We start from the raw sequence: 24,821 nt of genomic DNA, 5'->3' as shown, positions 1-24,821 counted from the left end.
GATGAAAAATAACCGAGAACTTGCCAAAAAATATGCGGCGGCGCTCTTGGCCTTAGCCAAGGAAACCGGCACATTGGAAGAAGTTGAGCAGGAACTCGCACAAATCGGCGAGATTGTGCAGCAAAATCCGGAATTGACGGACTTTTTGCGCAATCAGTTGATCTCCCGCGAGGCAAAAAAAGAAGTCGTAGAACGGATTTTCATGCAACATCTGAATCCGATGGTCATGCGATTTCTGGGTGTTGTCATTGACCGCGGCCGAATTGCGCTCCTGCCGGATATTATTGATGTCTATCTGGAGTTGTCGCATGTCGAACGCAACATTGCCGAAGCGCAGGTGCGCTTGGCGGTGGACTTGACTGACGAAGAAGAAACTCGTTTGATTCGCGAGTTGACCGAATTGACCGGAAAAGAAATTTATCTGGAAAAAACGATCGATCCGTCGATTTTGGGCGGCATGATCGTGACGATCGGCGACCGGCGCATTGACGGGTCCTTGAAACGACAGTTACACGAAATGAAGACGACCCTACTATCGGAAAAACATGGGATTGAGGTGACTAACGCAATATGAAAATTAAACCGGATGAAATAACATCGGTGATTAAACAGCAAATCGAAAATTACACAGCAGACCTCAATGTCGATGAAGTAGGCTCGGTATTGGAAGTGGGCGACGGTATCGCACATATCTATGGTATTGACAAGTGTATGGCCGGTGAGCTGCTCGAGTTGCCGAACGGCGTATACGGGATGGCGCTCAACTTGGAAGAGTCGAACGTCGGCGCCGTATTGCTGGGCAACTACGAAACGATTAAAGAAGGCGACACGGTCAAACGCACCGGTCGTGTTATGCAGGTGCCGGTAGGCGAAGCGATGATCGGTCGCGTTGTCAACGCGCTCGGTCAACCGTTGGACGGCAAAGGGGAGATTCCCGCTGCTGACCACCGTCGTGTGGAATTTCCTGCGCCGGGTATTGCTGATCGGCAGTCGGTTAATGAACCGTTACAGACCGGTATTAAATCCATCGACTCGATGGTTCCGATCGGACGTGGTCAGCGTGAGTTGATCATCGGCGACCGCAGTACCGGTAAAACCGCGGTAGCGATTGATACCATCTTGAACCAAAAGGGACAGGATGTTATTTGTATTTACGTTTCCATCGGTCAGAAGAACTCGACGGTCGCTCGTCTTGTCGATAAACTGACGGAAGCGGGTGCGATGGATTACACGATCATCGTTCACGCCGGCGCATCGGAAGGTTCGCCGATGCAGTATATTGCTCCGTACGCGGGTGTTGCCATGGCGGAACACTTCATGTACCAGGGCAAAGCCGTACTGTGCGTATATGATGACTTGTCCAAACACGCGGTTGCGTACCGTGCGATGTCGCTCTTGCTGCGTCGTCCGCCGGGACGTGAAGCGTATCCGGGCGACGTATTCTACTTACACTCCCGTCTCTTGGAACGCGCGGCGAAGCTTTCCGATGATATGGGCGGCGGTTCGATTACCGCGTTGCCGATCATTGAAACGCTCGCAGGCGACGTCGGTGCGTACATTCCGACCAACGTCATTTCCATTACCGACGGTCAGATTTTCCTGGAAACGGAACTTTTCTACTCGGGCGTTCGTCCGGCGGTCAACGTCGGCCTTTCGGTATCTCGTGTCGGCGGTTCCGCGCAGATTAAGGCGATGAAACAGGTCGCCGGTACCTTGCGTTTGGACTTGGCACAGTTCCGCGAACTCGCCGCTTTCGCGCAGTTCGGTTCGGACTTGGATGCTGCTACCAAAGCGCAGATTGATCGCGGTCAGCGCATGACGGAAGTTCTCAAACAGCCGCAGTACACACCGTACCCGGTTGAAGAACAGGTCATGGTGATCTTCGCCGCGGTTAACGGCTTCCTGGATGATCTCGAAGTGGATGAAGTCGTTCCGTTCGAGCACGGTCTGGTTAACTACCTGCGTACCACGTATGCGGATATCGGCCGTGACATCGTCGCGAAGAAAAAACTGGAAGAATCTACAGAAGAAGCTCTGAAACAAGCCATTGCAGAGTATAAAGAACGGTTCAAGGCGGCGCGGAACAGTAATACGGTTGCGGGGTGATTGAATGGCCAGCACACGCGAAATCAAACGTAGGATTCGTAGCGTAACCAACATTCAGCAGATCACCAAAGCCATGAAGATGGTTGCCGCCGCCCGCTTGCGTCGTGCCGAAGAAAAGGCGTTAGGGACCCGTCCGTACGCGGATAAAATTCGGGAACTGCTGCAACATATTGTAGCCAATACCGAAGAAGGCTTGGAAAGTCCGCTTTTGGAAGAACGTGAGGTCCAACGTACCGCTTACCTTGTAATCGGTGCGGATAAAGGCCTGGCCGGTGGTTACACCTCGAACCTGATGAAAGAATTTACCGGTATTGTGCATGACAAGGCTGCGGAAACGTATGAGATTGTTACCGTAGGTCGCCGCCCGAAAACATACCTGGCACATCGCGGCTATGAACTGCTCGATATGTATGAAGGTTTCTCGGATCGGCCGACGTACAATCATGCACGCGAATTGGCGCATCGTATGGCGCAACGTTTTATTGACGGCGAAGTCGATGAAGTGATTGTCGTCTACACGCATTTCTACTCCGCATTGCGCCAAAAACCGACGGCACAAACGGTACTTCCGATTGCCCGTCCGGAAGTGGACGAGAATTTACCGGCAGACGAGTTTGATTACGAATTCCTGCCGGATGCAAAAGAAGTGTTTTCCGTACTGTTGCCGCAATATTTGGAAGTAATCATCTACAATGCGCTTCTGCAAGCCGCCGCCAGTGAATTGGGCGCGCGGATGGCAGCGATGACGAGCGCGACGGACAACGCGTCCGATCTCATCGATGATTTGACATTGCACTACAACAAGGCGCGGCAAGCGGCGATTACCAATGAAATTACGGAAATCGTCGGTGGCGCGAATGCACTCGAATAATAGACAACGAATTAAGGAGGAGAGCCCTCTTCATGAGCAATTTACAAGAAGGAAAAGTCATCCAGGTCATTGGTGCCGTGGTCGACATTGCCTTCCGTGCTGATCAAGAGTTGCCGGCCGTTTACAACGCGATTGAAATCAAAGATGAAAACGGTCAGGTGCCCGTTGATATTGTGGCGGAAGTTATGCAACACTTGGGCGACGGCGTCGTCCGCTGCGTTGCGATGAGTTCGACTGACGGTCTGACCCGCGGCACGAAAGCGGTGGACACAGGTGCACCGATTTCGGTACCGGTAGGCCAGGGTGTCTTGGGACGTATTTTTAACGTCTTGGGTCGCACTGTCGACAAAGTAGACGAAGAAGTACAGGCTAAAGAATATTGGCCGATTCATCGACCGGCTCCGGAATTTGAAGATCAGTCCCCGTCGACCGATATTTTGGAAACCGGCATTAAAGTCGTCGACTTGATCGCGCCGTACGTAAAAGGCGGTAAGATCGGTTTGTTCGGCGGCGCAGGCGTCGGCAAGACGGTATTGATCATGGAATTGATCCACAACGTTGCGACCGAACACGGCGGCTACTCGATTTTCTCGGGCGTCGGCGAACGTACACGTGAAGGCAACGACTTGTGGAACGAAATGAAAGAATCCGGTGTTATCAGCAAGGCCGCACTCGTTTACGGCCAGATGAACGAACCGCCGGGAGCACGTATGCGTGTCGGTTTAACCGGTTTGACAATGGCGGAGTATTTCCGTGATAAAGAACACCAGGACGTACTCTTATTCATTGATAATATTTTCCGCTTCGTTCAGGCCGGTTCCGAAGTATCCGCACTCTTGGGCCGTATGCCTTCCGCCGTTGGTTACCAACCGACGTTGGCAACGGATATCGGTGAACTTCAGGAACGTATTACGTCAACCAAAGAAGGTTCGATCACGTCCGTTCAGGCCGTATATGTACCGGCCGACGACTTGACTGACCCGGCGCCGGCGGGCGTATTTACGCACTTGGATGCGACGACGGTTCTGTCCCGTGCGATTTCCGAGCTCGGTATTTATCCGGCCGTGGATCCGTTGGATTCTACCAGCCGTATTTTGGATCCGTTGATTATCGGTCAGGAACATTACGAAGTCGCTCGCGGCGTCCAGGAAATTCTGCAGCGCTACAAAGAATTGCAGGATATTATCGCCATTCTCGGTATGGAAGAACTTTCCGACGAAGACCGCCTGATCGTTGCTCGGGCACGTAAAATTCAACGTTTCCTGAGTCAACCGTTCCACGTAGCGGAAGTATTCACCGGCTCGCCGGGTAAATACGTTGCGCTCGCGGATACGATTCGCGGCTTCAAAGAAATTCTCGAAGGTCGTCACGACGATCTGCCGGAAAACGCATTCTACATGGTAGGGACCATCGAAGAAGCCATTGAAAAAGCAAAAACGCTGAGAGGGGAATAACCCATGGCCACGAATGATGCGGGAATGCGCGTCAACATCATCACGCCGGACGGCACTGTTTTCAGTGAAGACGGCGTCGATTTGGTGGTCGCACGCGCACTTGACGGTGAGTTCGGGATCATGCGCGATCATGCCCCATTAGTAGCGGCATTGAAGGTTTGGCCGATCCGCATTAAAAAAGACGGTAAAGAAATTGTAATCGCCGTATTCGGCGGCTTCATGGAAGTCAAAGACAACGTGGTTACGATTACTTCCCGAGTGGCGGAAACGGCGGACTATATCGATATCGAACGAGCGATCAAAGCGCGCGATCGTGCGCTGTCTCGTTTGGAATCCAAGGATAAGAATATCGATTATGAGCGTGCCGAACTGGCTTTGCAACGTGCATTGATTCGTTTGCAAGTCGCCGGTGCGACCAAACTCAAAAGTTGATCAAAAAAGAGCGTCTTGAAAGACGCTCTTTTTTTGTGCCGTTATATAGGAAGACTGTCGCGCTGCGGTTTGAAATGCGGCGCTCTGTATAGTAAAATAAGGAGTAATTACATTCGCCCGTAAAAAGTAAACTTTTATCTGCACATAGACACGGCGGGCAGTGGGAGAGAATACGATGCAAAAAAAGATTTGGCGCTGGGGTCTGGTCGTTACCATGCTGATGGCGATGATGTTGCTGGCCGGTTGCCAACATGATCCTGTTACGAACACGACGGCGCATGACGCCGAGCCGGTCAAGGCCGCAACGGCTCCGCCGGCCGAGGAGCCGGTGAAAAACGGCGTATCTGTTTTGATGTACCATATGATTGCCGATCTTGCGAATAATGACGCGGTGCTGGCTCCGGATCATTTTCGAGCGCAAATGCAATTTTTAAAAGATAACGGCTACCATCCGATCTCATTGCAACAATTGGATGAGTATATCAGTCACGGTACGCCGTTGCCGGAAAAACCCGTTTGCATTACGTTTGATGACGGCTATCTCGATAACTATGAAATCGTGTATCCGCTCATGAAAGAATTCGGTTTTCCGTGGACGATTTTTGTCGTTACCAATGATGTCGGCAAATCCGGTCGCGTCACTTGGGAACAGCTCAAAGAAATGCACGCTGCGGGCGTGACGGTGGCGAACCATACTTTTTCGCATCCGCAGACGACTTACCTTCCGGCCAAGACGCAGCGGGAAGAGGTCACGTTGTCACAACAGGCGTTGGCGGAGCATTTGGGCATTGAAAATACGTACTTCTGTTATCCGTACGGTTTGTACAATAATACGCTGCTTGGCATTTTACAGGAGAACGGCATTACGTTGGCGGTGACGATGGATCCGGGCCGTGTGCATGTCGGTGATGATCCGCTTACCGTCCGCCGGATTTGGATCGGTAATCGCGTGGATTTGGAACATTTTGAAGAACGGTTGACCACGGATCAGTACCGTTCGTTATAAGGAGCTCTATGAAACATTGGTGGAATCATATCGGCATACGGTGGCTGCTGGTGACGCTGCTGTTTTTCGTCATCACAAGCCCGATTGTCGTTTTGTTCGGCCCGTTTGCGAATTTGAAGCAGGCGGTCGTTGGCGCGATTGTGCGCTCGCGCCATCCGCACTACATCACCTGGCTGTTTGATCAGCAGGAACTGGACCGCATTTTGGGACGTGTCCAGGCGGTGCCGGAACAGGATATTTTCAATTTCAAAGTGCGTGAAGATAAAACGCTGAAATTGCAAAAAATTGAATCGGATCGTTTCGTCGGGTATCTTTTGGAGATCCCGAATCCGAAACGAATCCAAGTCGCTACCGCCGCGGATATCAATGAAAAAGGCGATACGACCAGTAATATCGCCCGCAATAATGACGCGGTGGCCGCGATCAACGGCGGCGGTTTTTACGATCCCAACGGCACGGGCACGGGACGCTTGCCTTACGGTTTTATTTTGCATGACGGCAAATACCTTTTGGGCGAGAAGGTCGATGATGAAGAAGAAGTCGATTTTATCGGCTTTAGCGATAGCGGCAACCTGATTGCCGGCACGTACAATAAAGCGGAGCTTCGTCGGCTCGGCGTGATCGAGGGTATTACTTTCGGACCGCCCTTGGTCGTTAACGGACAGAAAACGATTACGCACGGTGACGGCGGCTGGGGCATCGGTCCGCGAACCGCTATCGGTCAACGTCGCGACGGCACCGTTTTATTTCTCGTCATTGACGGTCGCCAGGTCGGCTACTCCGTCGGCGCGTCGCTGGCGGACGTGCAAAATATCATGTATGAACAGGGCGCCTACATTGCCGCCAACTTGGACGGCGGCTCGAGCTCCACACTGTATTTAAATGGCAAAGTCGTGAATAAGCCGGCCGATCTTTTGGGCGAACGGATGATTCCGACCGCGTTTATTGTGAAATGAGGAATGTTGTGAAATCGCTTCGTACTACATGGCTTGTGGCGTTTGCCGCCGGAATTTTGCTGCAGGGAGCAGTCTATCTTTATTTGGACCAATACCTGTTCGCGCCGGACTCCGGTTTTTACGTCAGCGGCATGTCCGAAGAGAAACAGCAGCCGGATTCGGATCGGTTCGGACAAGTGGAAGGCAGCGGTTCCCGGTACTATTCGCATGATCGTCGTTACATGGCGATGGTCACGCCGACATCCGTGACCGTCTATGATGCACAGGATAAACAAAATACTCAGGTGATCGATCTGAAAAAGCGCGAAGTATCATTCTTTGAATGGTTGCCGGATCGGAACCTGATCTTAATGGCGCTCTTTGATCCCGACGCGAGAGGGACCGATGACATTATCATCGCGCAGTACAATCCGGAAACGCCCGATCATGAACTGGACACGCCGATTGAAAATGTACCGGCCGGATCGAAAGTCACGTCGATGGCGTATTCGACGGCGACCAATGCCGTTTATATGAAGATGCAGGTTGCCGATGAACGCTACCGCATTTACCGTACCGACGCGAACTACGATACGCGCCGCATTTATGTCCAAGCGGAAAATATCGGTCGGATCGGCGTGTTTTATGACGAAGACGTATTCTTTTATGATGATGCCGATGAAGGTATCATGTACGCATTTAACGGCAGCGACAGCTCCTGGCGCACGATTTCTCCGCCGGGCTTTTATCGTTTGATCGGCGTCGACCAAAGTAAAGCCATTTATGCGGCGAAAGTGGATTCCAAAGGAAACGCCATTGAATTGGCGCGCGGGTACTTGGGCGTCGGCTTCACGACCATCGCCAAACTCACCGAACCGGTACCGTTTTCGCAGGTCACGATCAACTACGCTCAGCAGCGGGAAGGCGAAGGCATGACCGCCAACGATCAACCAACGAAGAAGAAGGAGTAATATGGCGAAATATAAAATTCCGAAGGACAGAACCGATGCGGACATGCTGCGTGCCGCGGGTGTCAATGCTAAACGGACGACGGCGACAAGATCGTCCCAAACACAGGCAAACACTCGCGCGACGACAAGGCAATCGACAACCACCGACTCGTTTCACCGCGGCTTTTTGACACCCGAACTCGAAGAGCGTCTGGGCAAATTGTTGCTGGAAGTCAAGCTTGACTACTACAAAGACGAAATCGTCGATTTTTCGATCGAAGCGCGTCGTGACGGACGCAATATTGTGCTCGTCACCGAGCCGAAAAAACATCAAAATCGAACCTGAAAAAATTTACTGGAAGTTATGAAAAACTTTGTGTTTAACTTTTTTATAATGGGCTGAAGCGCCCATTGGTAGCCTTTTTTGAAAAATACTGCCGAGCCTTGTGGCATATGGTGAGGGACTGTTTATAAAAGGCGTAAAAAAAAGCTCTGTTTTTTGTAAAAAAGACTTGCAATTCCGCATTGCGTGTTTTATACTTTAGCTAACCTTTAGAAGAGATCCTAAAGGCCATTGCACAACAATGATTTACAGTGGTAACGGAGCCTAGTGATAGGTACCATGGTTAGCAAAGAAAGGACATGCGCAATGGGAACTTTAGTTATGATGGCTCTGAATTACTTCGGTATTCAGTTCTGATCCGAGCAGGTCGCTACCGCGACCTCTTTTTTTGCCCAAACTTGTCTTTTAATCCGGTACGGGAGACCGGAAAGGACAGCGGCGGCAATGTAAGAATAAATTGTTTTGGATGACTTCTCCCGGCGGGAGAAGTTTTTTATTTTAGGATATGATGGAGGCAGGATGAGCAGATCGCGTTTGATTACCGCTTTAGACGTGAAGTCACCGGCGGAGATGAAGACACTTGTCGATACGTTGGGCGAGTCGGTATCTTTTTACAAAGTCGGGATGGAACTTTTCTACAGTGCGGGAACCTTGCCTCTGGATTACTTAAAAACGCATAAAAAACATGTATTTTTGGATTTAAAACTGCATGATATACCGAATACTGTCGCGCAGGCGGTGGCGGCGTTAACACGCTTAGGAGCGGATTTAATAAGCGTGCATACGCAGGGCGGCCGGGAAATGATGCAGGCGGCGGCTCGTTCTGCCGCAATAACGGCGGCGGAACTCGGTATCGAACGCCCGCGTCTGGTGGGCATTACGGCCCTGACGAGTTTTTCCGAAACCGGGTGGGAGGAAATCGGCGGTACGGTGCCGATCGTCACGCATGTGGAAAAGCTCGCGTTATTGGCGCAGGCAGCGGGGCTTGATGGGGTGGTCTGCTCGCCGCAGGAAGCGGCCCGTTTGCGCGCTTTACTCGGACCGGATTTTCTGTTGGTGACACCGGGCATTCGTCCCGCGTTTGCGTCGCTGGATGATCAGGAACGCATTATGACACCGAAAGATGCCCTGGCGGCCGGTTCTTCGTACCTGGTCATCGGCCGACCGATTACGAAAGCGGATGATCCCAAAGCGGCGGCGCAAACGATTATTGCCGAGATGGAGGAAAGCAAATGAACGAACAGGAAGTACGTCAATTATTAGTGGAAACAAAAGCCATTTTGGAAGGACATTTTTTACTGACATCGGGATTGCACAGCCCGCTATATGTCGAAAAGTTTAACGTGCTGCAACAGCCTCGGTATACGGAAGCGTTGTGTAAAGAACTCGCGGCGCGGTTCGCGGATCAAAAAGTGGATACGGTTTTGGGACCGATGACGGGCGGTATTCTCCTCGCGCATGAAGTCGGCAAGGCGCTCGGCACGCGGGCGATTTTTACGGAACGCGAAAACGGCAAGATGACGTTGCGTCGCGGTTTCAAGCTCGCGCCGGGGGAACGCGTGCTGATTGTCGAAGATATCGTGACGACCGGAGGCTCGGTGCGTGAAGTCGTCGACGTGGTCAAGGCGGCGGGCGCGGAGATAGTCGGCGTAGGCTTATTGGTCGATCGGTCGGGCGGTCGCGCAGATTTCGGCGTGCCGAATGAAAAGGTTCAGGCGCTTTTAAAACTGGACGTGCAGACGTACGCGCCGGAAGATTGCCCACTTTGCCAAGAAGGAACACCGTTGACGGAACGCGGCAGCAAACATTTAAAAGCATAACCGGAAAAATCCGCTTTGCGGAAAGCCTTTGCGATCGCAAGGGCTTTTTTTATTGCAGCGTTTTGTTTTCGCAGTTACAATAGGGCTAAGAAGAGATAAAAGAGGGTTAGTGCAAGGAAATGGAGCTGACTATGGCGCAACAAAGAAAAGGACGGCGTCCCGCGGGACGAAGTCATCCGAAGGGATCGCTTACGCAACGCCGCCGCGGTTTTTCCCTGTGGGTGGTATTGCTGTTTATCGCCGTCGCTTGCGGGGCGTGGTGGTATTTCGGCATGCATGACTCGAATCGGGCAGCGGAGGAAAAGGCCAAACCGTTGCCGCAGAAACCGCAAGTCACGCAAAGCACTGCCGATTATCGTCCGGCCATCGACAATTTGGCGACACGTCTGGTGGCGAAATTGGAAGCCGAAGGCGCGAAAGTGGAAGGGGAAACGCCGGTCAAAAAAGAAGTGAAATGGGAAGAAACCGGCGGCCGTATTCACTGGTCGGCGCGCAACTTGGTCGTCACACCGAGCCGACCGCTGGATTTACCGAAACTCATCGATGCCTTGCCCGATACGGCGGGAAAAGTAACACTCAGCGAAGCGCATGAAGATACCTGGCACGAAGATGCCGTCGAACGGTATGAAGTGACGCTGAAAGATCGTCCGAAACAGGATGAAATTACGATGATTATCGCGCATCTATATGTGTATCCGGTCAAAGCAACGCAGGCCGCCGGTACGGAAGCACCGCAGGCCACCGCGCCGCCGGAAACACCAAAGGCGACACCGGTCGCCGGCAAGACGGCGAAACTGGCGATCCTGATTGACGATGCGGGTACCAATCTGGACGCGCAGGCGGTATACGCATCCATCGGCCGGCCGTTTTCGCTGGCCATCATGCCGAACATGGCGAATACGAGTGCGGCGGCAGCGCAAGCGGCAGAGCAGGGCTTTGAAATCATGTTGCATCTGCCGATGGAGCCTGTTTCCGGCAGCGGTATGGAAGCGGGCACTCTGTTGACCACGATGTCGGTAACGGATATTGCCGGTCGTACCAAAGCGGCGCTGGCACAAGTACCGGGAGCGGTCGGTGTCAACAACCACCAAGGTTCAAAATTTACCGCCGACCGCGGTGCTATGTTGCCCGTATTGCAAATTCTCAGAGATCGCGGCCTCTTTTATGTCGACAGCGCCACCTCAGCCGATTCGATCGGCAGTTCGTTGGCGGGTGAAATGGGGATCGCGACGCGCAGAAACGAATTATTTATCGATAATGACAGCAGCGTCGCGGCCATTTGTGAACGTTTGCGGCAAGCGGCCGCCATGGCGCAACTCGACGGATCGGCGCTGGTAATCGGACACTGCCGCCCGAATACGGCGGAAGCGGTGCGTCAAATGGTACCGGAGCTGGAAGCGCAAGGCATTGAACTAGTCTATGTTTCGCAATTGGTAGGATGACGGATGGAACTGTTTTCTACAGATATTTTGCTTTTACTGGCATTAATCGCAGCGGGATTTATTTCTGCCTTTATTGACAGTGTGGTCGGCGGCGGCGGTTTGATCTCGCTGCCGGTCATGTTGCTGACGGGACTTCCGCCGACGGTGGCGCTCGGAACGAACAAACTGGCCGCGATCGCGGGAGTTTTGACCTCAAGCACCACGTTCTGGCGGCGGGGCATGGTCGAAAAAAAGCTGGTGGTATATTTGTTACCGCTGGCTTTTCTCAGCTCGATGCTCGGTTCGTATGTCATTATGCAAATCGCCTCGTTCGCCTTTGAACCGGTGATTATCGGCGCCTTGGTGATCGTCGCGCTGGTCGTTCTTTTTAAAAAGGACTGGGGCGGCCAATCTACGTATCGCGGTCGGAGTCGTAATGTTTGGCTGGCGGCGATGCTGACAGCGGCGGGCTGCGCTTTTTATGACGGCTTTATCGGTCCGGGGACCGGATCGTTTATGATGATGGCGTTTGTCGCCATGGGTTTTGATTTTGTCCAGGCGGCGGGTAACAGTCGTTGCCTGAATGCGGCCAGCAATTGCGGCAGTTTAGTATTCTTCCTGTTGTGGGGACAGGTGCATTTCGGTTACGGTTTGGCGATGGCGTTGGGCATGGTGGCCGGCGGATATGCCGGCGCGCGCACGGCAATGGTGCGCGGCAGCGGCTTTGTGCGATTGCTGTTTCTGCTGATTGTCGGTGCGTTGATCATCAAGCTTGCATGGGGGTACTGGGGCGCATGAAGCAAAGTATTGTAATCACCGGCGGGACGTCGGGCATCGGGCTTGCTACGGCGAAAATTTTGGCTGCATCAGGCTTTCTTCCTCTTTTAGTAGGACGTGATCCCGAACGCGGCGCGGCCGCCTTGGCGCAAGTTCCGGCCGCCCGATTTTTGCAGGGAGATGTGGCCGAGCCGAGCGCGGCGGAAACCATTTTTGCGCAAGCGGCGCAGTACGGTCCGATCGGCGGATTGGTCACCAGCGCCGGTATTTATCATGAAGCACTTTTAAGTGAGGAAACGGAAGCCACACTGGAGGAACTTTTCGCCACGAACGTTTACGGCACGATTCGTTGCTGCCGCGCGGCGACTCCCTACTTACGTGAGACATGCGGCGCGGTCGTTACGGTAGCCTCCGACGCTGCGGTCAACGGGAATATCGCCGCTTCGCTTTATGCGGCCACTAAGGGAGCAGTGCTTGCTTTTACGCGTTCTTGGAGTCTCGAAATGGCGGTTTACGGGGTACGGGTGAATGCGGTTTTACCCGGTGATACCGAGACGCCGTTAACCCAAGCGCAATGGCAAACGCCGACGGATCGCGCGGAGATGGCGGCGCAGTATCCTTTGCAACGGATCGCGACGGCAGACGAAGTCGCGGAAGTGATTGCTTTTTTACTGTCGCCGAGCGCATCCTTCATCACCGGCGCGGGCATTCCGGTGGACGGTGGTCTCACTGCATGGTAAGGCAGCGAACGAGCGTTGCTTGCGGATGAGTAACAGGCATAAAAACGGTCTTTGAAAAAACGCGGTATACATTCATTAGTATCGTATTAAACTGTGTTTTTTTAGTGGCCTTTGGGGTCACTTAGCGGCAATTGTGGTACAATAAAGACAGAAGAATTATTTTTGCGAAGGGGTGAATCATATGTCAAAAGACAAACGAAAAATTAAGAATCCGGAGCATGAAGACATTCGTCCGACGGCGCAAGCGCAGGAAGACGTGGAAAAATTAGGGGCGCATGTCCCGGCACCGCAAGTGGAAACGAAACCGGTGGCGCCGGAAGCGCCGGTCGTTCATGATGAACGCGACCTGGAAGCGGAAAATTTAATCCGCTGGGGCGCCGCGCGCGCGGGTGTCATTTCGATGACGCCGTTTTTGGGCGGAATCGCTTTGATGGCCAATGAAGTATATATGATCAGCCGACTGGCGAAAGTGTACGATGTCAATCTTTCGGATCGTACCATTATGAGTTTTCTCGGCGCGTTCGGCGCGCGTGTCGTCGGCTCTATCGCCGCGATGATGATTCCGATTCCGGGAGTCGGTTTGCCGGTCGCCGTTTCCGTCACCTACGGTGTTGGTCGTGTGGCGCAGTCGTGGATTAAAGACGGCTTGCCGCTCGATATCAAACCGTATGTGGAAAAATTTGAAGACCTGAAACAGGAAGGTCGGGAAAAAGTGGAAGAAATCGCCAACGATGTCAAAAAAGACGAGCCGTTGGGCGACGAAACGCAAGACTTTATGGAAGACTATGCCGGTCAGGCCAAAGTACACAAATTCTTGGGCACGGCCGACAAAGCGTTGACGGAATTACTGTTGACTTTCGGTGTATCGCAGGCGCAGATTGACGATAAAAAAGCGTTGGCAAAAGGCATCTTTGAAGTGACTAAAGACACGGCGGGAGAATTGGCGGTCGAACTTAAAGAACGCGTTAATGAAGCTAGTGCCGATGCCAAATTGCGTGCGGAATTACTGAAAGATCAAGCCCAACAAAAAGCGGATGAAGTGAAAGAAAAATCCGTGGATTGGCAGGCTAAAGCCGAAGATAAAGTGGCGGAATTAAAAGACCGCGTTCAGGAAAAAGCGGCCAAAGCGAAAGAGAAAGCCGCCGAAGTAAAAGAAGGAGCGGCCGATAAGGCGGCGGAATTAAAGGACCGCGTGCAGGAAAAAGCGGCCGAATCCAAAGAGAAAGCCGCGGAAGCGAAAGAAGATGCGGCCGATAAAGCGGAAGAATTAAAGGACCGCGTGCAGGAAAAAGCGGAGGAAGCGAAAGAGAAGGCCGCAGAAGCGAAAGAAGAAGCAGCCGACAAGGCGGAGACATTCAAGGACAAAGTCGAGGCTCGTACGGAAGAAATCAAAAAAGAACAGAAAGATCAAAAATAATTGCCGCGGCAGATCGCGTGCAGAAGGCAAAGCAAAGAAATAATCGGAATCTATTTTGAAACGGGCACGGCCCGGGGGGAGGAACTCTGATGAGCGACTTGGATAACATGAAAATGAAAGCCGAAGCAAAAGCGGAAGAACTGGCGGCCAAAGCCAGATACGAAGCGGAAAAAGCGGAGCCGGACGGCGGCGAATTGGCCGATAAAGCCAAAGCGAAAGCGGACGAATACGGCGCGAAAGCAAAAGGCGCTTATGCCGACGCCAAACAAACTGTCGAAGACGCTGCGGAAAAGGTAAAACAGGAAATTCACGAAGCAACGAAGTAAGGGGGGACATTTCTATGGGAGGATTGTTCAAACTCTTATTCCGTATGTATTCGGCCAAAAAGTTTTTAGGCTATTTCGGAACGTTAGGCAGACGAGCGGGATTCTTGCGTCAGGCAGTTGTCTTGTTTTATTGTCTGCGTGACTCGCGGACACCGAATTTTGTACGGCTTGCCATTTTGGGGGCGCTGGGGTATATGATTACGCCGGGCGACCTCTTACCGGATTTTATTACCGGCATCGGCTGGTTGGATGATGCGGCGGTTGTCGCCGGGGCAATGAAAATTGCCGATAAATATATCCAGCCGGAACATGTGATGAAGGCCAAAAAATTTTTTCCGGGTTGAGAAAAAGCGCTTACCCTTGGGTAAGCGCTTTTTGTTTTGTCGGTACATGCCGGCCGACGGTCGGATAAAGTTACTGCGTTTTTTCAGGTTCGCGCGGCGCGAGCGGTGGCAGACCGGGTAACGTGCGTCGGCGTTTTTGACCGCGATCGAGATCATATAATTATTACCGTTTTTGTTGTCATCGTGCAATATCTATAACCGTCGCAAAGACCGCCGTTATAGGCTTTTGTGTTTTCGCTTTCATCGTAGCATTTTCGTTTTCATCGTTAAATTTTCCCCCATTGTTCCCCCACAGCTACATTGATATTTCGTCGAGCTTGTCGGCGGCTTCACGATGCATTTTTTCACTTGCATGCGAATAAACGGCAAGCGTCGTTTTTGGGTTAATGTGCCCGACGCGCTCCATGATCGTCTTAAGCGGAACGCCTAACTCCGCCAATAAAAATATATGAGTATGGCGGAATACATGCGTTGAAATATGACGCGGCAATTTAAGCGAGCGGAGCGTGCGGTTTATGTTGGCAAAGCGGATAGGGTTGCCCGTCGACGTTGTAAAAAAGTAGCCTTTTTCTGTGTATTTACCTTTATTCCATGCGGCCGCTTTCATGTTTTCAATGCGGATCTGTTTTAGAATTTCAATGGCGCGGCTATTGAGCGCCACAGTTCGGAATGATGATAGCGTTTTCGGCGGCGTTTTTATTTCTTTAGCGGAAAGCCTAACGGCCTGTGAAATCGTGCCGTTTATATCAATGTTTTCGCCGTCAAAATCTTGATACCGGAGCGCGGAACATTCGCCGACGCGTAAGCCGGTAAGCGCGATAAATTCAAGCATAAGGGCGTAACGCGGTTTTATTTCATGTACTTTCTGCAGTACTTCCGCCAACTCTTCACGCGTCAAAAACTTTTCCCGCGCGCGTTTTACATCGTCAACTGTTTTTGCGCGTCCGGAAACGGTCATCTCGTGGATAAAACTTATATCTGTTATATACTTCATTCGTTTAGCGTACTTCATGGATTGCTTAAAAAATGAGGCGGTCATGCCGACAGTAATGCCGGACAAGTCGCGTATTTTAATAAATGCCTTTTGTATAATCGGCAAAGTAAGCGCCGATATTAAAACGTTATCGGGAAATATCTTAATTAGCCGCTTGATATAATCCGCATGCGCGCGCCGTGTTGTCGGTCTAACATCAGGCGCACGGTATTCCGCATACTCTTTTAACAGTTCCGCGAGCGTGATATTCTTTGCCGCTTTTGTTTCCTGAGCCTCGTCGATTTTCTTTTGTAATTCGGCGGTTGCCCATTTCATGGTCGCATTCGTCTTTTTATCCATCGTAACCGACACGCGCCGACGCGTCCCGGTTAGGCGGTCAATGTACGTTTCAATGGCACGGTAAGAGATCCGGCCGCTTTTAGATCTTCTCTCCTCGACATACATGGCTTTTCCTCCTTATTATGATATAATTAAACATACAGAAAACAGCCCATTTCGGGCGTGTTTCTGTCCGCGTCGCCGTTTCTGCATCTCCTAATGCCACGGTTGGCGCATCTCTCCGCGGGGCGTTGGTAGCGTCCCGCTTTTAATTTATTTAATTATTTAGTGCTTGTTTCGGCTTTGAAAATATAATCATCAAAAATGATATTGGTGCGCCAAATATAAACAATGTCAACAGTGCCATTATTGTTGATTTGATCGTTGACCATTTAAGCGAGCGGCTATAAAAGTAAGTAAAAACAGCGTTAATTATTACTAGATCTAGCGCTAGCCACCTGTAAAACGCGCTATACTCAAAGGCGGTTGCGTTGAATCGGTGTCCATACGCTGACGACCAATAGCTCCCCGCAATGGCTAACAACACAAAGAAAATAATAGCCACGGCGGTTTCTATTAAGGCGTAAGTGCGTTTTGAATAAAGTGGTTTATTCGCAAGCGCTTGCTTTTGATACTGACTGTATATCGCATAAGACGCGCCAATAATAACAGCCCACTCCAAAATAGTATCCATTTTTACGTGCCCCCCTTTACATGCGCACAAAAATAATTATTTAATAATACTCTGCTTGATGATAGCGCGGCCCAATATACGGAAATCGTCACAGTTGTTGGCGTTGAATATCATAGGCGGATAGGCGGGGTTTTCTGACTGCAAAATAACGCTTCCGGCGTGACGATAGAAACGTTTAAGAGTAACGGCGTCGCCGTTGATGCGCACGACTACCACTTGACCGGATTCCGCCTCATTTTGTGACTTGACGAAAACCGTGTCGCCGTCGTAAATGCCGATGCCAGTCATGCTGTCGCCGGTAACACGTAAGCAAAAATCGGCGTTTGCCGTTGTTCCGACATAACCTTCAAAATGTTCTTCCGACAATATCGGTTCACCGGCCGCAGTAGTTCCCAATAAGGGGACTTTTTTTAATTTAGGCGCGAAAACATTCGGGTCGTCTGGTATTGAAACCATCTTGCCCTTATCTTCCAACAAGTCCGATTTATTAATTTTGAAATAGTTGGCAAGTTGTTCAACAACACCCATGCGCGGCAAAGACTTTTGAAGCAGCCACTTGCCGACGGTGCTTTCAGATACGCCAACAATGCGGCTTAATTCTACGTTGTTAAGGCCGTGGACTTCCATATACATTTTTAAGTTGCGGCTAAAAATAGCGCGAATTTCAGTCTCTAACATATCTAGATCCGCTCCTTTTATGAATAGTATAGATTAAAATTCTTGAACGGTCAATATTTTTTTGAAAAAAGTAGAAAAAAAGTCTTGACTAGCGCAAAATTCTAGATTATACTATAACCAAGATAAAGGAACGGAGGTGAAAAAGTGCAAATTTCATTACGAGCGGCGCGCGTAAATGCTAGCCTTACTATTAAGCAAGCGGCGCCAAAAATCGGTATCGGTAAGGACACTTTAATTCGGTGGGAAAAAGAGCCGTGGCGTGTAAGCGCATTGTTCCAGCAACGAATTTCGCAAGCCTATAAGATACCGATTGACAATATTAATTTTTTGCCCAAAAACTAGAATTTAATTCTATAGATGAGGAGGTGAAGCATGAACGAGTTAACCGTTAAAGAGTTTGCCGCAAGACATATAAGACGAAGAAAGAAGTGAGAAAAGATGCCAAAGAGAAAGCCATTCAAAAGGCAACGTAAGCAAGGGCTTAATGTTCACATCAAGGCGACAGCTTATCGCGCATCGCAAGTTAAGGAGATCGTGCAAATGGCGGCTGACATACAAAAAGAGCACAGATGCGACTGTACTCTTTTCGTAAACACAGATCAATGTTTTGAGTTAAGCGGCGGAAAATCCTAAGTGCTTATAAATCCAGTCCCAGGCTTTTTCGGGCAACAATCCGCCATAGTTGCGTGTTACTTCAATAACAATGAAAGAATCATTTGCATCAACACATTTTCGGATAATTTCCCGTATTTCTAATGCTGAATAAGAAGTGTCTATGAGCCAAGTGGAATCAAGGTAATGCCACCATGATGCGCTACATTTCTTGATCGCGTCGTACAGTTTGTCATAATTTTGTCCGGATTTATTCAGGTCGTAGGAAATGAGATATACCATGCAAACACACCTCCTTTCTGGAAAAATTGTTTGTAAACCTATCCGAGACGATTATATCGCCAAATAGTTTAATAGTCAAACATATTTCACAAGATATAGGGGGTGATGGTTGTATATGGGTCAACATTTTGTAGATGTGATGAAAAACGCACGAAATGAAAAAGGGTGGACGCAGTACAGGTTAGCGAAAGAATGCGGGCTGTCAAGAGAAATGATTTCAAAGTTGGAATTGGAAATGCATTCTCCGATGATCAGCACGGTAGAGCGGATATGTTCAGCGCTGGGAATTGAGATTGTGTTTAAGAAAAAGAGTTAAGGAGGCCTAAAAAATGACGGCAACAGCCGAACAATGGGAAGCATATCAAACCGCGAAAACGTCGCTCGAACCGGATCAACAAAACGTGTTATCAGAAATTGAGTTTTACATGGCGCGTACGGAACCTGGGGTTACGCTCGTTGATGTTTTTAATGACCGTGTGAACGCTTTGCGTGGTCGATACTATTCGCCGACCGCAAATCAGCTTTTTTTGCTCGAATTGGGAATTATTGATATTAGTGCCCCGAACGATTGTATCACCCAAACCCTGTTCGACGGAGTGAGATTATATGATAAGCACGGTTTGTATGGATTTACAATCCGTCTTTCTGATTACTTTTCGGAGGAGATCGGCGGGTACATTCGCGACAAAAAGGAGGCGTAAAAAAATGGCAGATGTTCAACTGATAGATGGTCCGGTGCTTATTGCCGCCGGCGATACTTGGTGCAAAACAAGCGGGCTGAAAAAATTCGTAGGCCTCGGCGACACAAAGATCCGCGAACATGCGGCGATGATGGAGGCAAGTGGGAAATACGACGATAAAATCATCAGCTATCCGGGCATGCGTCTTATCAATGCGGGCGCATTCATTGATTATCTTGTGACGACGCAAAGCCTCAAGGCGAAAAAGAGGTTGGAAAAATGACATTATCGCTATTGGATCTGATTTTTATTCTGCTTCTATTCGGCGCATTTTTTATCGCCGCGGTGACTTCGGTAATGCTGGTAATAAAGAGCGAATGCGAGCGCCGGGGGATAGCGTATAAAAGCGATGAAAGAGGTGAAAAGAAATGAAAAGGCGTAGAAAATTGACCGCCGTTCAAAGGCTGGTATTAGCGCTGATTTTCATTCATGAGCATTGGCGGACTATCGGGGCGGCTATCGGCGGAGCGCTTATGTTAATAGGTGCGGCAAACTTAATCACGGCTGACGTGGAGCTATACGTCGATTATTCGGTGGCGCTTAAGTATTTAGCGAAAAGCTGGGGCGCGATTATCGGCGGCGGCGCGCTGGTGAGCCTATGCGTTGATCTTGAGGAGGTGACGAGATGATCGAAAATCCGATGGTGCTGGAGCGGCACGTAATACCTACAACACAGGTTTACACGGTGCAAGTAAAAGCAATAGTCACGGCGACTATTAAGGTAACGGCTGACGATGAAGAAGAAATTGACGGAAAAATCGACTACTACGAGGATAGCATTATGGGCAACATCGATAACTTCGAAATTGACAGCTGGGACGTTATTTTTTCTGAAGATGCGGAGGAAGAATATTATGACTGAAATAAAAAATGCGTCCGCGGGAACGGACGCAAACAACAGCATTCACCAAAATTATAGCATAGAAAAACTAATCAATCAAAAGGCGGTCGGTCGGTCAATAGCCGGCGAATTGGCCGCGTGGAGCGCGATCGGTCTGCACTTAATGGAATTCGAAGGCAACATGGACGTCTTTGACGAAAAGTCGCTGGAATACATTCGCGGACAGGGCGAAGGAATCTTGAAAGTCGTGGAGGGTATGGAAAAAATGATCTCCCGACTGATTGAGGACGAACAATGGCGGGCGAAACGTGAAAGCGAGGCGGACAACAATGCGCATGTATGAATTGACGGAAATGTACAAAGAATTACAAGCCGCGCTGGAAAATGAGGAGGTCACGCCGGAAGAAGTCGCCGACACGTTCGACGCAATAAATGACGCTATAACCGTAAAAATTGACGCGTTATCGGCGATTTTCCTTGAGGCACAGGGCGATGAGGTCAAGATCGACACAGAAATAGAACGGCTTAAAAAATTGAAAGCACGAGCAGGACGGACAAAAGAACGGGTAACTAACATAGCCGCTAACTTTTTAACGGCAATGGGTAAAGACAAGGCAAAAGGCGATCAATTTACATTCAAGCGTCGGAAATTTCTGCCGCGCGTGGTGGTCACTGATGAGCGGCTATTGCCTAAAGAATACATCAAAGAAAAGATAACGATGAGCATTGACAAAATTGCGATCAAAAAAGCCTTGCAAAACGGCGATGAGGTCACGGGCGCAAGCCTTGAGCAGCGACAGGGGGTCGTGTTTGAATGACGGAAGCAAAAATAAAAGAGCGGTTATCATTCGCAACAGAAATTTATAACAGCCTTCTAACCGCACGAAGATCGTGCTCAGTAGAAGAAATAAACGGGCTTGAACGGGCAATAGTCGTATTAACTGATGTAGTTATGGAAATGGGGAAAAAGCGTGGTGTTTGAGTAACTAAAAAATGAGAGACGCGTTAGGTATTTAAGAAAGGAGAAAACAACTTGTCATTTCAAATTACACGCGGCAAACAAGAACGGGCGCAGCGCATTGTGATTTACGGTATTGAGGGCATCGGCAAATCCACATTAGCATCGCAATTTCCCGCGCCTTTATTCATTGACACGGAAGGCGGCACGGCGCACATGGACGTCGCGCGCTTGCCCGTACCGCAAACATGGGAAGAGCTGAAAGAAATGATTGCGCGTATTCCGAAAGATCCGGCCGTTGATGACTTTGGCACCATCGTTATTGATACCGTCGACTGGGCGGAAATGCTATGCATCGAATACGTCTGCAAAAAGCACGATAAGACCAACATTGAATCGTTTGGCTACGGTACCGGCTACACCTATGTCCGGGAAGAATTTGAGCAATTTATTAAGTCGTTAAACGAGATTATCGCGGCCGGCTTGAATGTAGTTCTGACGGCACACGCGCAAATTCGTAAATTCGAGCAGCCGGGAGAAGCGGGCGCGTATGACCGTTACGAATTGAAATTAGGTAAACGGACGGCATCACAAACGGCGCCGATCATCAAAGAGTGGGCGGACATGCTTTTATTCATCAACTATGAAACAAAAGTGTACAACGTGAACGGTACGGAAAAGTACAGAGCGACCGGCGGGAAACGAACCGTGTATACCACGCACACACCTGCCTATGACGCGAAAAATCGGCACGATTTACCGCCGTCTTTCCCGCTTTCGTATGAACCGCTGGAGAACATTATTCCGAACCGATTTAAGCGGGAAATCGACCCGCGGCTGGTAAAGCTGATGATCGACGCAGATGTAACTGATAAACAGGTACGTGCGGCCGTTGAAAAAGCAGGATATTATCCGGCATCAAAACGGTTGGAAATGTACCCGACCGAATTTATAGAAAACAACTTGATTAAAAATTGGGACAGCGTTGTGTCCGTCATTAAAGAAACTAAAGGAGAATAACAAATGGAACAAGCAGCCAACTGGAAACAATTCGCCAACACACCGAACGGAGAACAACAAGTGCGTGAATTAGGTTGGGGAGATGAAATCACCCAAGACAGTAATAATTTTGATCCGTTTGAAAACGGCATTTACATGTTTACCGTCAAAGAATACGAAAAGACGCGGACGCGCGGCAATGAGAAATTTCCGCCATGTAACATGGCGAAATTAACGCTCGAATTATCCGACGGGCAACGCAACGTGCGCGCCTTCGATAATCTCGTATTACGTAACGATTTAGAGTGGAAAATCGGGCAATTCTTTTTATCACTCGGCATGAAGAAAGAAAACGAACGGGCGCGCATTGACTTTGACGGCGCGATTGGTAAAAGCGGCTATGTGAAGGTAGAGAAAAAAGCATACACAAACCGTGACGGACAAACACGGTGGCGCAATGAGATTACCCGCTATCTCGCGCCGAACGACAAGGAATTATTGGCGTTCGTTAAGGCGGCCGCCGATAACACGAACCCGCCGTTCTGATTATGCAACTACGCGACTACCAAGAACAAGCGGTGAAAGCGGTGTTCGCGGAGTGGGCGAACGGGCGACCGAAAACGTTGCTCGTTTGCCCGACCGGAACGGGCAAAACCGTCATCTTTTCCGAAATTGTACGGCGCATTGTAGCAGCCGGCAAGCGGGTGCTGGTACTTGCGCATCGTGAAGAATTATTGAACCAAGCGGCGGAAAAGATTGAAACGCTGACAGGGTGCATGACGGCGCTTGAAAAAGGCACGCAAACGAGCCTTCACAGTATGGCGCCGATCACTATTGCAAGCGTGCAGACTCTATCAAGAGAAAGCCGTTTACAAGCCTTTGAGCATGACCATTTCGACACGGTTATTATTGATGAAGCGCATCATGCGCTAAGTCCCACATATCGACGTATTATTGACTATTTCCAAGCGAAATATTTAGGCGTAACGGCGACACCGGATCGCGGCGACAAAAAGAAACTGGGTGAAATATTTGATTCGTTAGCCTTTGAATATTCGACCATTACGGCGATTAATCAAGGTTATCTCGTGCCGATTATCGCGAAACAGATACCGCTAAAAATTGACATCAGTCAAGTTGGCAGATCCGGCGGCGATTATGCGGCCGGCGATAGCGGGCACGCGATTGAACCGTATTTGTCGGAGATTGCGCGAGAAGTCAAACCGCTTTCTTCTGACCGCAAAATAGTCATGTTTTTGCCACTCATTGAAACAAGTCGAAAGATGGTAAAAGCGTTGCAGGATATCGGCATAGCCGCGGCGGAAGTGAACGGCGAATCGGCTGACCGTGCGGAGATTATCCGTGATTTTGAACGCGGTAAATATTCCGTACTTTGTAACGCTATGTTATTGACGGAAGGTTGGGACTGTCCGGCCGTGGATTGCATTGTCATTTTGCGGCCAACTAAGATCCGAAGCCTTTACGTGCAAATGGTGGGACGGGGAACGCGTCCGGCGCCGAACAAAAAAGATTTATTATTGCTGGACTTTTTGTGGCAGTCAGGGCGAATGGAACTATGCCGACCGGCTGACATTGTCGCCGATAAAGAAGAAAAACTGACGCGAATCACGCAAAAACTTACCGATGCGGACGGAGAACAGCTGGACCTGTTGGAACTTGCCGATGAAGTCGATCGCGACATTGTCAAAGAGCGCGAGCAGGCAATGAAAGACCTGCTAGAAAAAAACAGCACGAAAAAGAGTAAGACCGTCAATGTTATGCAATTTGAATTTTCTATCGGCGGCGGCATGCTGCTTGATTATGAACCCGACTTTGCATGGGAACGCGAGCCGGTTACGGAAAAACAGGCGCAAACATTACGAAAATTGGGCGTTGATCCGGAGGGCATTTCATGTAAAGGCGCGGCCTCCGTTGTTCTTAATCGCTTATTTAAGCGTATGGACGCCGGACTGGCAACGCCGTTACAGATCCGGACGCTGGAGCGATACGGCATGGAAGACGTCGGCGACTGGACAAAAGACCAAGCAACAAAGGCGATTGGTTTCATTGCCCAAAACAAATGGAAGATGAGCGCCACAGTGAGGGAAAGAATTAGGGGGATTCGGTCATGAATCGCGACATATTAAAGGCGCTTGATTGCATCGACCCCGCCGCGCTTGATTATCAAGACTGGCTGAATGTCGGCATGGCGTTGAAGCTGGAAGGTTACCCCGTGCATATTTGGGAAGATTGGAGCCGGGCGGATACGGCGCGTTTCCATGAAGGAGAATGCACCCGCAAGTGGGCGGGATTTAACGGTAACGCGACACCCGTCACGGCGGGGACTGTGTTTATGCTTGCCAAACAACACGGCTGGAAACCGGCGGCTAAAGACGTACACGAGCTAGCGTGGGACGCCGAAATAACGCAAGATTACAAAATCATTCAAACAGAATGGCTGGAAGGGCGGGAATTGGTTGAGCCTTCCACATGGGATCCGGCGCAACAATTAATCACCTATCTTGAAACGCTATTTGAGGCGGACGAACATGTCGGCTATGTGTCGGAAAGCTACCATGCGAAAAACGGCCGATATTTGCCGAGCATGGGATTTTGGGACAGAACGGCCGGACAACTGATTGAATCGTTACGCCGAAGTCCGGACGACATCACGGACACCATCGGAACGTACAACACGGAAGCGGGCGCGTGGATTCGATTTAATCCGCTGGACGGACAAGGCTGCAAGAACGCCAACGTTAC

Annotated in this window: 34 protein-coding genes; 30 read left to right on the top strand and 4 right to left on the bottom strand. The window is 50.1% G+C overall.

All coding sequences use genetic code 11. From position 1 onward, the window contains the following. Position 1: 1 nt before the first annotated feature. The 17 genes from HNR45_RS03425 (at position 2) to HNR45_RS03345 (ending at position 14,942) form a co-directional block, all read left to right on the top strand. Positions 2–574, top strand: coding sequence for a F0F1 ATP synthase subunit delta (locus tag HNR45_RS03425; protein ID WP_024049076.1), 573 nt, complete (start codon positions 2–4; stop codon positions 572–574). Beyond that, positions 571–2,106, top strand: a complete 1,536-nt coding sequence (atpA, locus tag HNR45_RS03420; protein WP_024049077.1) for a F0F1 ATP synthase subunit alpha — start codon at positions 571–573, stop codon at positions 2,104–2,106. The genes HNR45_RS03425 and atpA overlap by 4 nt, the downstream gene beginning before the upstream one ends. A gap of 4 nt (positions 2,107–2,110) precedes the next feature. Then, entirely contained in the window at positions 2,111–2,977 is an 867-nt protein-coding gene (atpG, locus tag HNR45_RS03415) for an ATP synthase F1 subunit gamma (protein WP_024049078.1), read from the top strand. 32 nt (positions 2,978–3,009) lie between these two features. After that, a complete protein-coding gene (gene atpD, locus HNR45_RS03410) occupies positions 3,010–4,431 on the top strand; it encodes a F0F1 ATP synthase subunit beta (RefSeq protein ID WP_024049079.1) in 1,422 nt (473 codons plus the stop codon). A gap of 3 nt (positions 4,432–4,434) precedes the next feature. Beyond that, positions 4,435–4,863: a F0F1 ATP synthase subunit epsilon gene (locus HNR45_RS03405; protein WP_024049080.1), complete on the top strand. Its 429-nt coding sequence runs from the start codon at positions 4,435–4,437 to the stop codon at positions 4,861–4,863. Positions 4,864–5,038: 175 nt separating this feature from the next. Continuing rightward, positions 5,039–5,869 carry a polysaccharide deacetylase family protein gene (locus HNR45_RS03400; RefSeq protein ID WP_024049081.1) on the top strand — a complete coding sequence of 277 codons (831 nt, stop codon included), beginning with the start codon at positions 5,039–5,041 and terminating at the stop codon, positions 5,867–5,869. Between the two features lie 8 nt (positions 5,870–5,877). Beyond that, positions 5,878–6,825 carry a phosphodiester glycosidase family protein gene (locus tag HNR45_RS03395; RefSeq protein WP_075939146.1) on the top strand — a complete coding sequence of 316 codons (948 nt, stop codon included), beginning with the start codon at positions 5,878–5,880 and terminating at the stop codon, positions 6,823–6,825. An 8-nt stretch (positions 6,826–6,833) separates the two neighbouring features. Continuing rightward, complete coding sequence (locus HNR45_RS03390; protein ID WP_235020598.1) at positions 6,834–7,775, top strand: hypothetical protein; 942 nt, start codon at positions 6,834–6,836, stop codon at positions 7,773–7,775. A gap of 1 nt (position 7,776) precedes the next feature. Further along, positions 7,777–8,100, top strand: a complete 324-nt coding sequence (locus HNR45_RS03385) for a hypothetical protein (protein WP_159822603.1) — start codon at positions 7,777–7,779, stop codon at positions 8,098–8,100. 516 nt (positions 8,101–8,616) lie between these two features. Beyond that, positions 8,617–9,333: an orotidine-5'-phosphate decarboxylase gene (gene pyrF / locus HNR45_RS03380; protein ID WP_024049085.1), complete on the top strand. Its 717-nt coding sequence runs from the start codon at positions 8,617–8,619 to the stop codon at positions 9,331–9,333. Continuing rightward, on the top strand, positions 9,330–9,917 hold the full coding sequence (pyrE, locus tag HNR45_RS03375; protein ID WP_024049086.1) for an orotate phosphoribosyltransferase: 588 nt from the start codon (positions 9,330–9,332) through the stop codon (positions 9,915–9,917). Before pyrF ends, pyrE begins: the two co-directional genes overlap by 4 nt. Positions 9,918–10,048: 131 nt before the next feature. Continuing rightward, on the top strand, positions 10,049–11,359 hold the full coding sequence (locus HNR45_RS03370; protein ID WP_159822601.1) for a divergent polysaccharide deacetylase family protein: 1,311 nt from the start codon (positions 10,049–10,051) through the stop codon (positions 11,357–11,359). A 3-nt stretch (positions 11,360–11,362) separates the two neighbouring features. Then, positions 11,363–12,136 carry a sulfite exporter TauE/SafE family protein gene (locus HNR45_RS03365; protein WP_159822599.1) on the top strand — a complete coding sequence of 258 codons (774 nt, stop codon included), beginning with the start codon at positions 11,363–11,365 and terminating at the stop codon, positions 12,134–12,136. Next, on the top strand, positions 12,133–12,855 hold the full coding sequence (locus tag HNR45_RS03360; protein ID WP_159822597.1) for an SDR family NAD(P)-dependent oxidoreductase: 723 nt from the start codon (positions 12,133–12,135) through the stop codon (positions 12,853–12,855). Before HNR45_RS03365 ends, HNR45_RS03360 begins: the two co-directional genes overlap by 4 nt. A gap of 181 nt (positions 12,856–13,036) precedes the next feature. Then, complete coding sequence (locus tag HNR45_RS03355) at positions 13,037–14,272, top strand: hypothetical protein (protein ID WP_159822596.1); 1,236 nt, start codon at positions 13,037–13,039, stop codon at positions 14,270–14,272. Between the two features lie 89 nt (positions 14,273–14,361). Further along, complete coding sequence (locus HNR45_RS03350) at positions 14,362–14,598, top strand: CsbD family protein (RefSeq protein ID WP_159822594.1); 237 nt, start codon at positions 14,362–14,364, stop codon at positions 14,596–14,598. A 14-nt stretch (positions 14,599–14,612) separates the two neighbouring features. Continuing rightward, entirely contained in the window at positions 14,613–14,942 is a 330-nt protein-coding gene (locus HNR45_RS03345; protein WP_024047921.1) for a YkvA family protein, read from the top strand. Positions 14,943–15,237: 295 nt separating this feature from the next. On the opposite strand, the gene HNR45_RS03340 is transcribed toward HNR45_RS03345, so the two are convergent. The 3 genes from HNR45_RS03340 to HNR45_RS03330 form a co-directional block, all read right to left on the bottom strand. Continuing rightward, a complete protein-coding gene (locus HNR45_RS03340) occupies positions 15,238–16,380 on the bottom strand; it encodes a tyrosine-type recombinase/integrase (RefSeq protein WP_159822592.1) in 1,143 nt (380 codons plus the stop codon). Positions 16,381–16,531: 151 nt separating this feature from the next. Next, on the bottom strand, positions 16,532–16,948 hold the full coding sequence (locus HNR45_RS03335) for a hypothetical protein (protein WP_159822590.1): 417 nt from the start codon (positions 16,946–16,948) through the stop codon (positions 16,532–16,534). Positions 16,949–16,984: 36 nt separating this feature from the next. Next, positions 16,985–17,626, bottom strand: a complete 642-nt coding sequence (locus HNR45_RS03330; RefSeq protein WP_159822588.1) for a LexA family protein — start codon at positions 17,624–17,626, stop codon at positions 16,985–16,987. Positions 17,627–17,770: 144 nt separating this feature from the next. On the opposite strand from HNR45_RS03330, the gene HNR45_RS07405 reads away from it, so the two are divergent. Beyond that, a complete protein-coding gene (locus HNR45_RS07405; protein ID WP_371712914.1) occupies positions 17,771–17,968 on the top strand; it encodes a helix-turn-helix domain-containing protein in 198 nt (65 codons plus the stop codon). A gap of 270 nt (positions 17,969–18,238) precedes the next feature. Here HNR45_RS07405 and HNR45_RS03325 read toward each other — a convergent pair whose 3' ends face one another. Continuing rightward, the gene (locus HNR45_RS03325) at positions 18,239–18,520 is read right to left on the bottom strand and encodes a hypothetical protein (RefSeq protein ID WP_159822586.1); all 282 of its coding nucleotides are present in this window, start codon (positions 18,518–18,520) and stop codon (positions 18,239–18,241) included. 115 nt (positions 18,521–18,635) lie between these two features. Between HNR45_RS03325 and HNR45_RS07400 the strand changes: the two genes are divergently transcribed. The 12 genes from HNR45_RS07400 to HNR45_RS03265 all read left to right on the top strand — a co-directional run. Next, entirely contained in the window at positions 18,636–18,836 is a 201-nt protein-coding gene (locus HNR45_RS07400; RefSeq protein ID WP_159822584.1) for a helix-turn-helix domain-containing protein, read from the top strand. Between the two features lie 13 nt (positions 18,837–18,849). Then, complete coding sequence (locus tag HNR45_RS03315; RefSeq protein ID WP_159822582.1) at positions 18,850–19,221, top strand: hypothetical protein; 372 nt, start codon at positions 18,850–18,852, stop codon at positions 19,219–19,221. 4 nt (positions 19,222–19,225) lie between these two features. Next, the gene (locus HNR45_RS03310) at positions 19,226–19,483 is read left to right on the top strand and encodes a hypothetical protein (RefSeq protein WP_159822580.1); all 258 of its coding nucleotides are present in this window, start codon (positions 19,226–19,228) and stop codon (positions 19,481–19,483) included. Positions 19,484–19,628: 145 nt separating this feature from the next. Next, positions 19,629–19,889 (top strand): hypothetical protein, encoded by a 261-nt coding sequence (locus HNR45_RS03305; protein ID WP_159822578.1) that lies wholly within the window; start codon positions 19,629–19,631, stop codon positions 19,887–19,889. After that, a complete protein-coding gene (locus tag HNR45_RS03300; RefSeq protein WP_159822576.1) occupies positions 19,886–20,122 on the top strand; it encodes a hypothetical protein in 237 nt (78 codons plus the stop codon). Before HNR45_RS03305 ends, HNR45_RS03300 begins: the two co-directional genes overlap by 4 nt. Beyond that, a complete protein-coding gene (locus tag HNR45_RS03295) occupies positions 20,115–20,444 on the top strand; it encodes a hypothetical protein (RefSeq protein ID WP_159822574.1) in 330 nt (109 codons plus the stop codon). Before HNR45_RS03300 ends, HNR45_RS03295 begins: the two co-directional genes overlap by 8 nt. After that, positions 20,431–20,919 (top strand): siphovirus Gp157 family protein, encoded by a 489-nt coding sequence (locus tag HNR45_RS03290; protein ID WP_159822572.1) that lies wholly within the window; start codon positions 20,431–20,433, stop codon positions 20,917–20,919. Before HNR45_RS03295 ends, HNR45_RS03290 begins: the two co-directional genes overlap by 14 nt. Then, positions 20,916–21,083 (top strand): hypothetical protein, encoded by a 168-nt coding sequence (locus HNR45_RS03285; protein WP_159822570.1) that lies wholly within the window; start codon positions 20,916–20,918, stop codon positions 21,081–21,083. The genes HNR45_RS03290 and HNR45_RS03285 overlap by 4 nt, the downstream gene beginning before the upstream one ends. Before the next feature lie 51 nt (positions 21,084–21,134). Continuing rightward, positions 21,135–22,079 (top strand): ATP-binding protein, encoded by a 945-nt coding sequence (locus tag HNR45_RS03280; protein WP_159822568.1) that lies wholly within the window; start codon positions 21,135–21,137, stop codon positions 22,077–22,079. A gap of 3 nt (positions 22,080–22,082) precedes the next feature. Beyond that, a complete protein-coding gene (locus tag HNR45_RS03275) occupies positions 22,083–22,604 on the top strand; it encodes a DUF669 domain-containing protein (RefSeq protein ID WP_159822566.1) in 522 nt (173 codons plus the stop codon). A 2-nt stretch (positions 22,605–22,606) separates the two neighbouring features. Beyond that, a complete protein-coding gene (locus tag HNR45_RS03270; RefSeq protein WP_159822564.1) occupies positions 22,607–24,190 on the top strand; it encodes a DEAD/DEAH box helicase in 1,584 nt (527 codons plus the stop codon). Beyond that, positions 24,187–24,821 (top strand): PriCT-2 domain-containing protein (locus HNR45_RS03265; protein ID WP_184327540.1); only part of this gene is annotated, 635 nt, incomplete at its 3' end. The genes HNR45_RS03270 and HNR45_RS03265, both read left to right, overlap by 4 nt.

Origin of the sequence: Negativicoccus succinicivorans (genome assembly GCF_014207605.1) — a bacterium.
Taxonomy (GTDB): Bacteria; Bacillota; Negativicutes; order Veillonellales; family Negativicoccaceae; genus Negativicoccus; species Negativicoccus succinicivorans.
The sequence above is the reverse complement of the archived record's forward strand: the minus strand, read 5'-3'. Positions and strand labels throughout refer to the sequence as shown.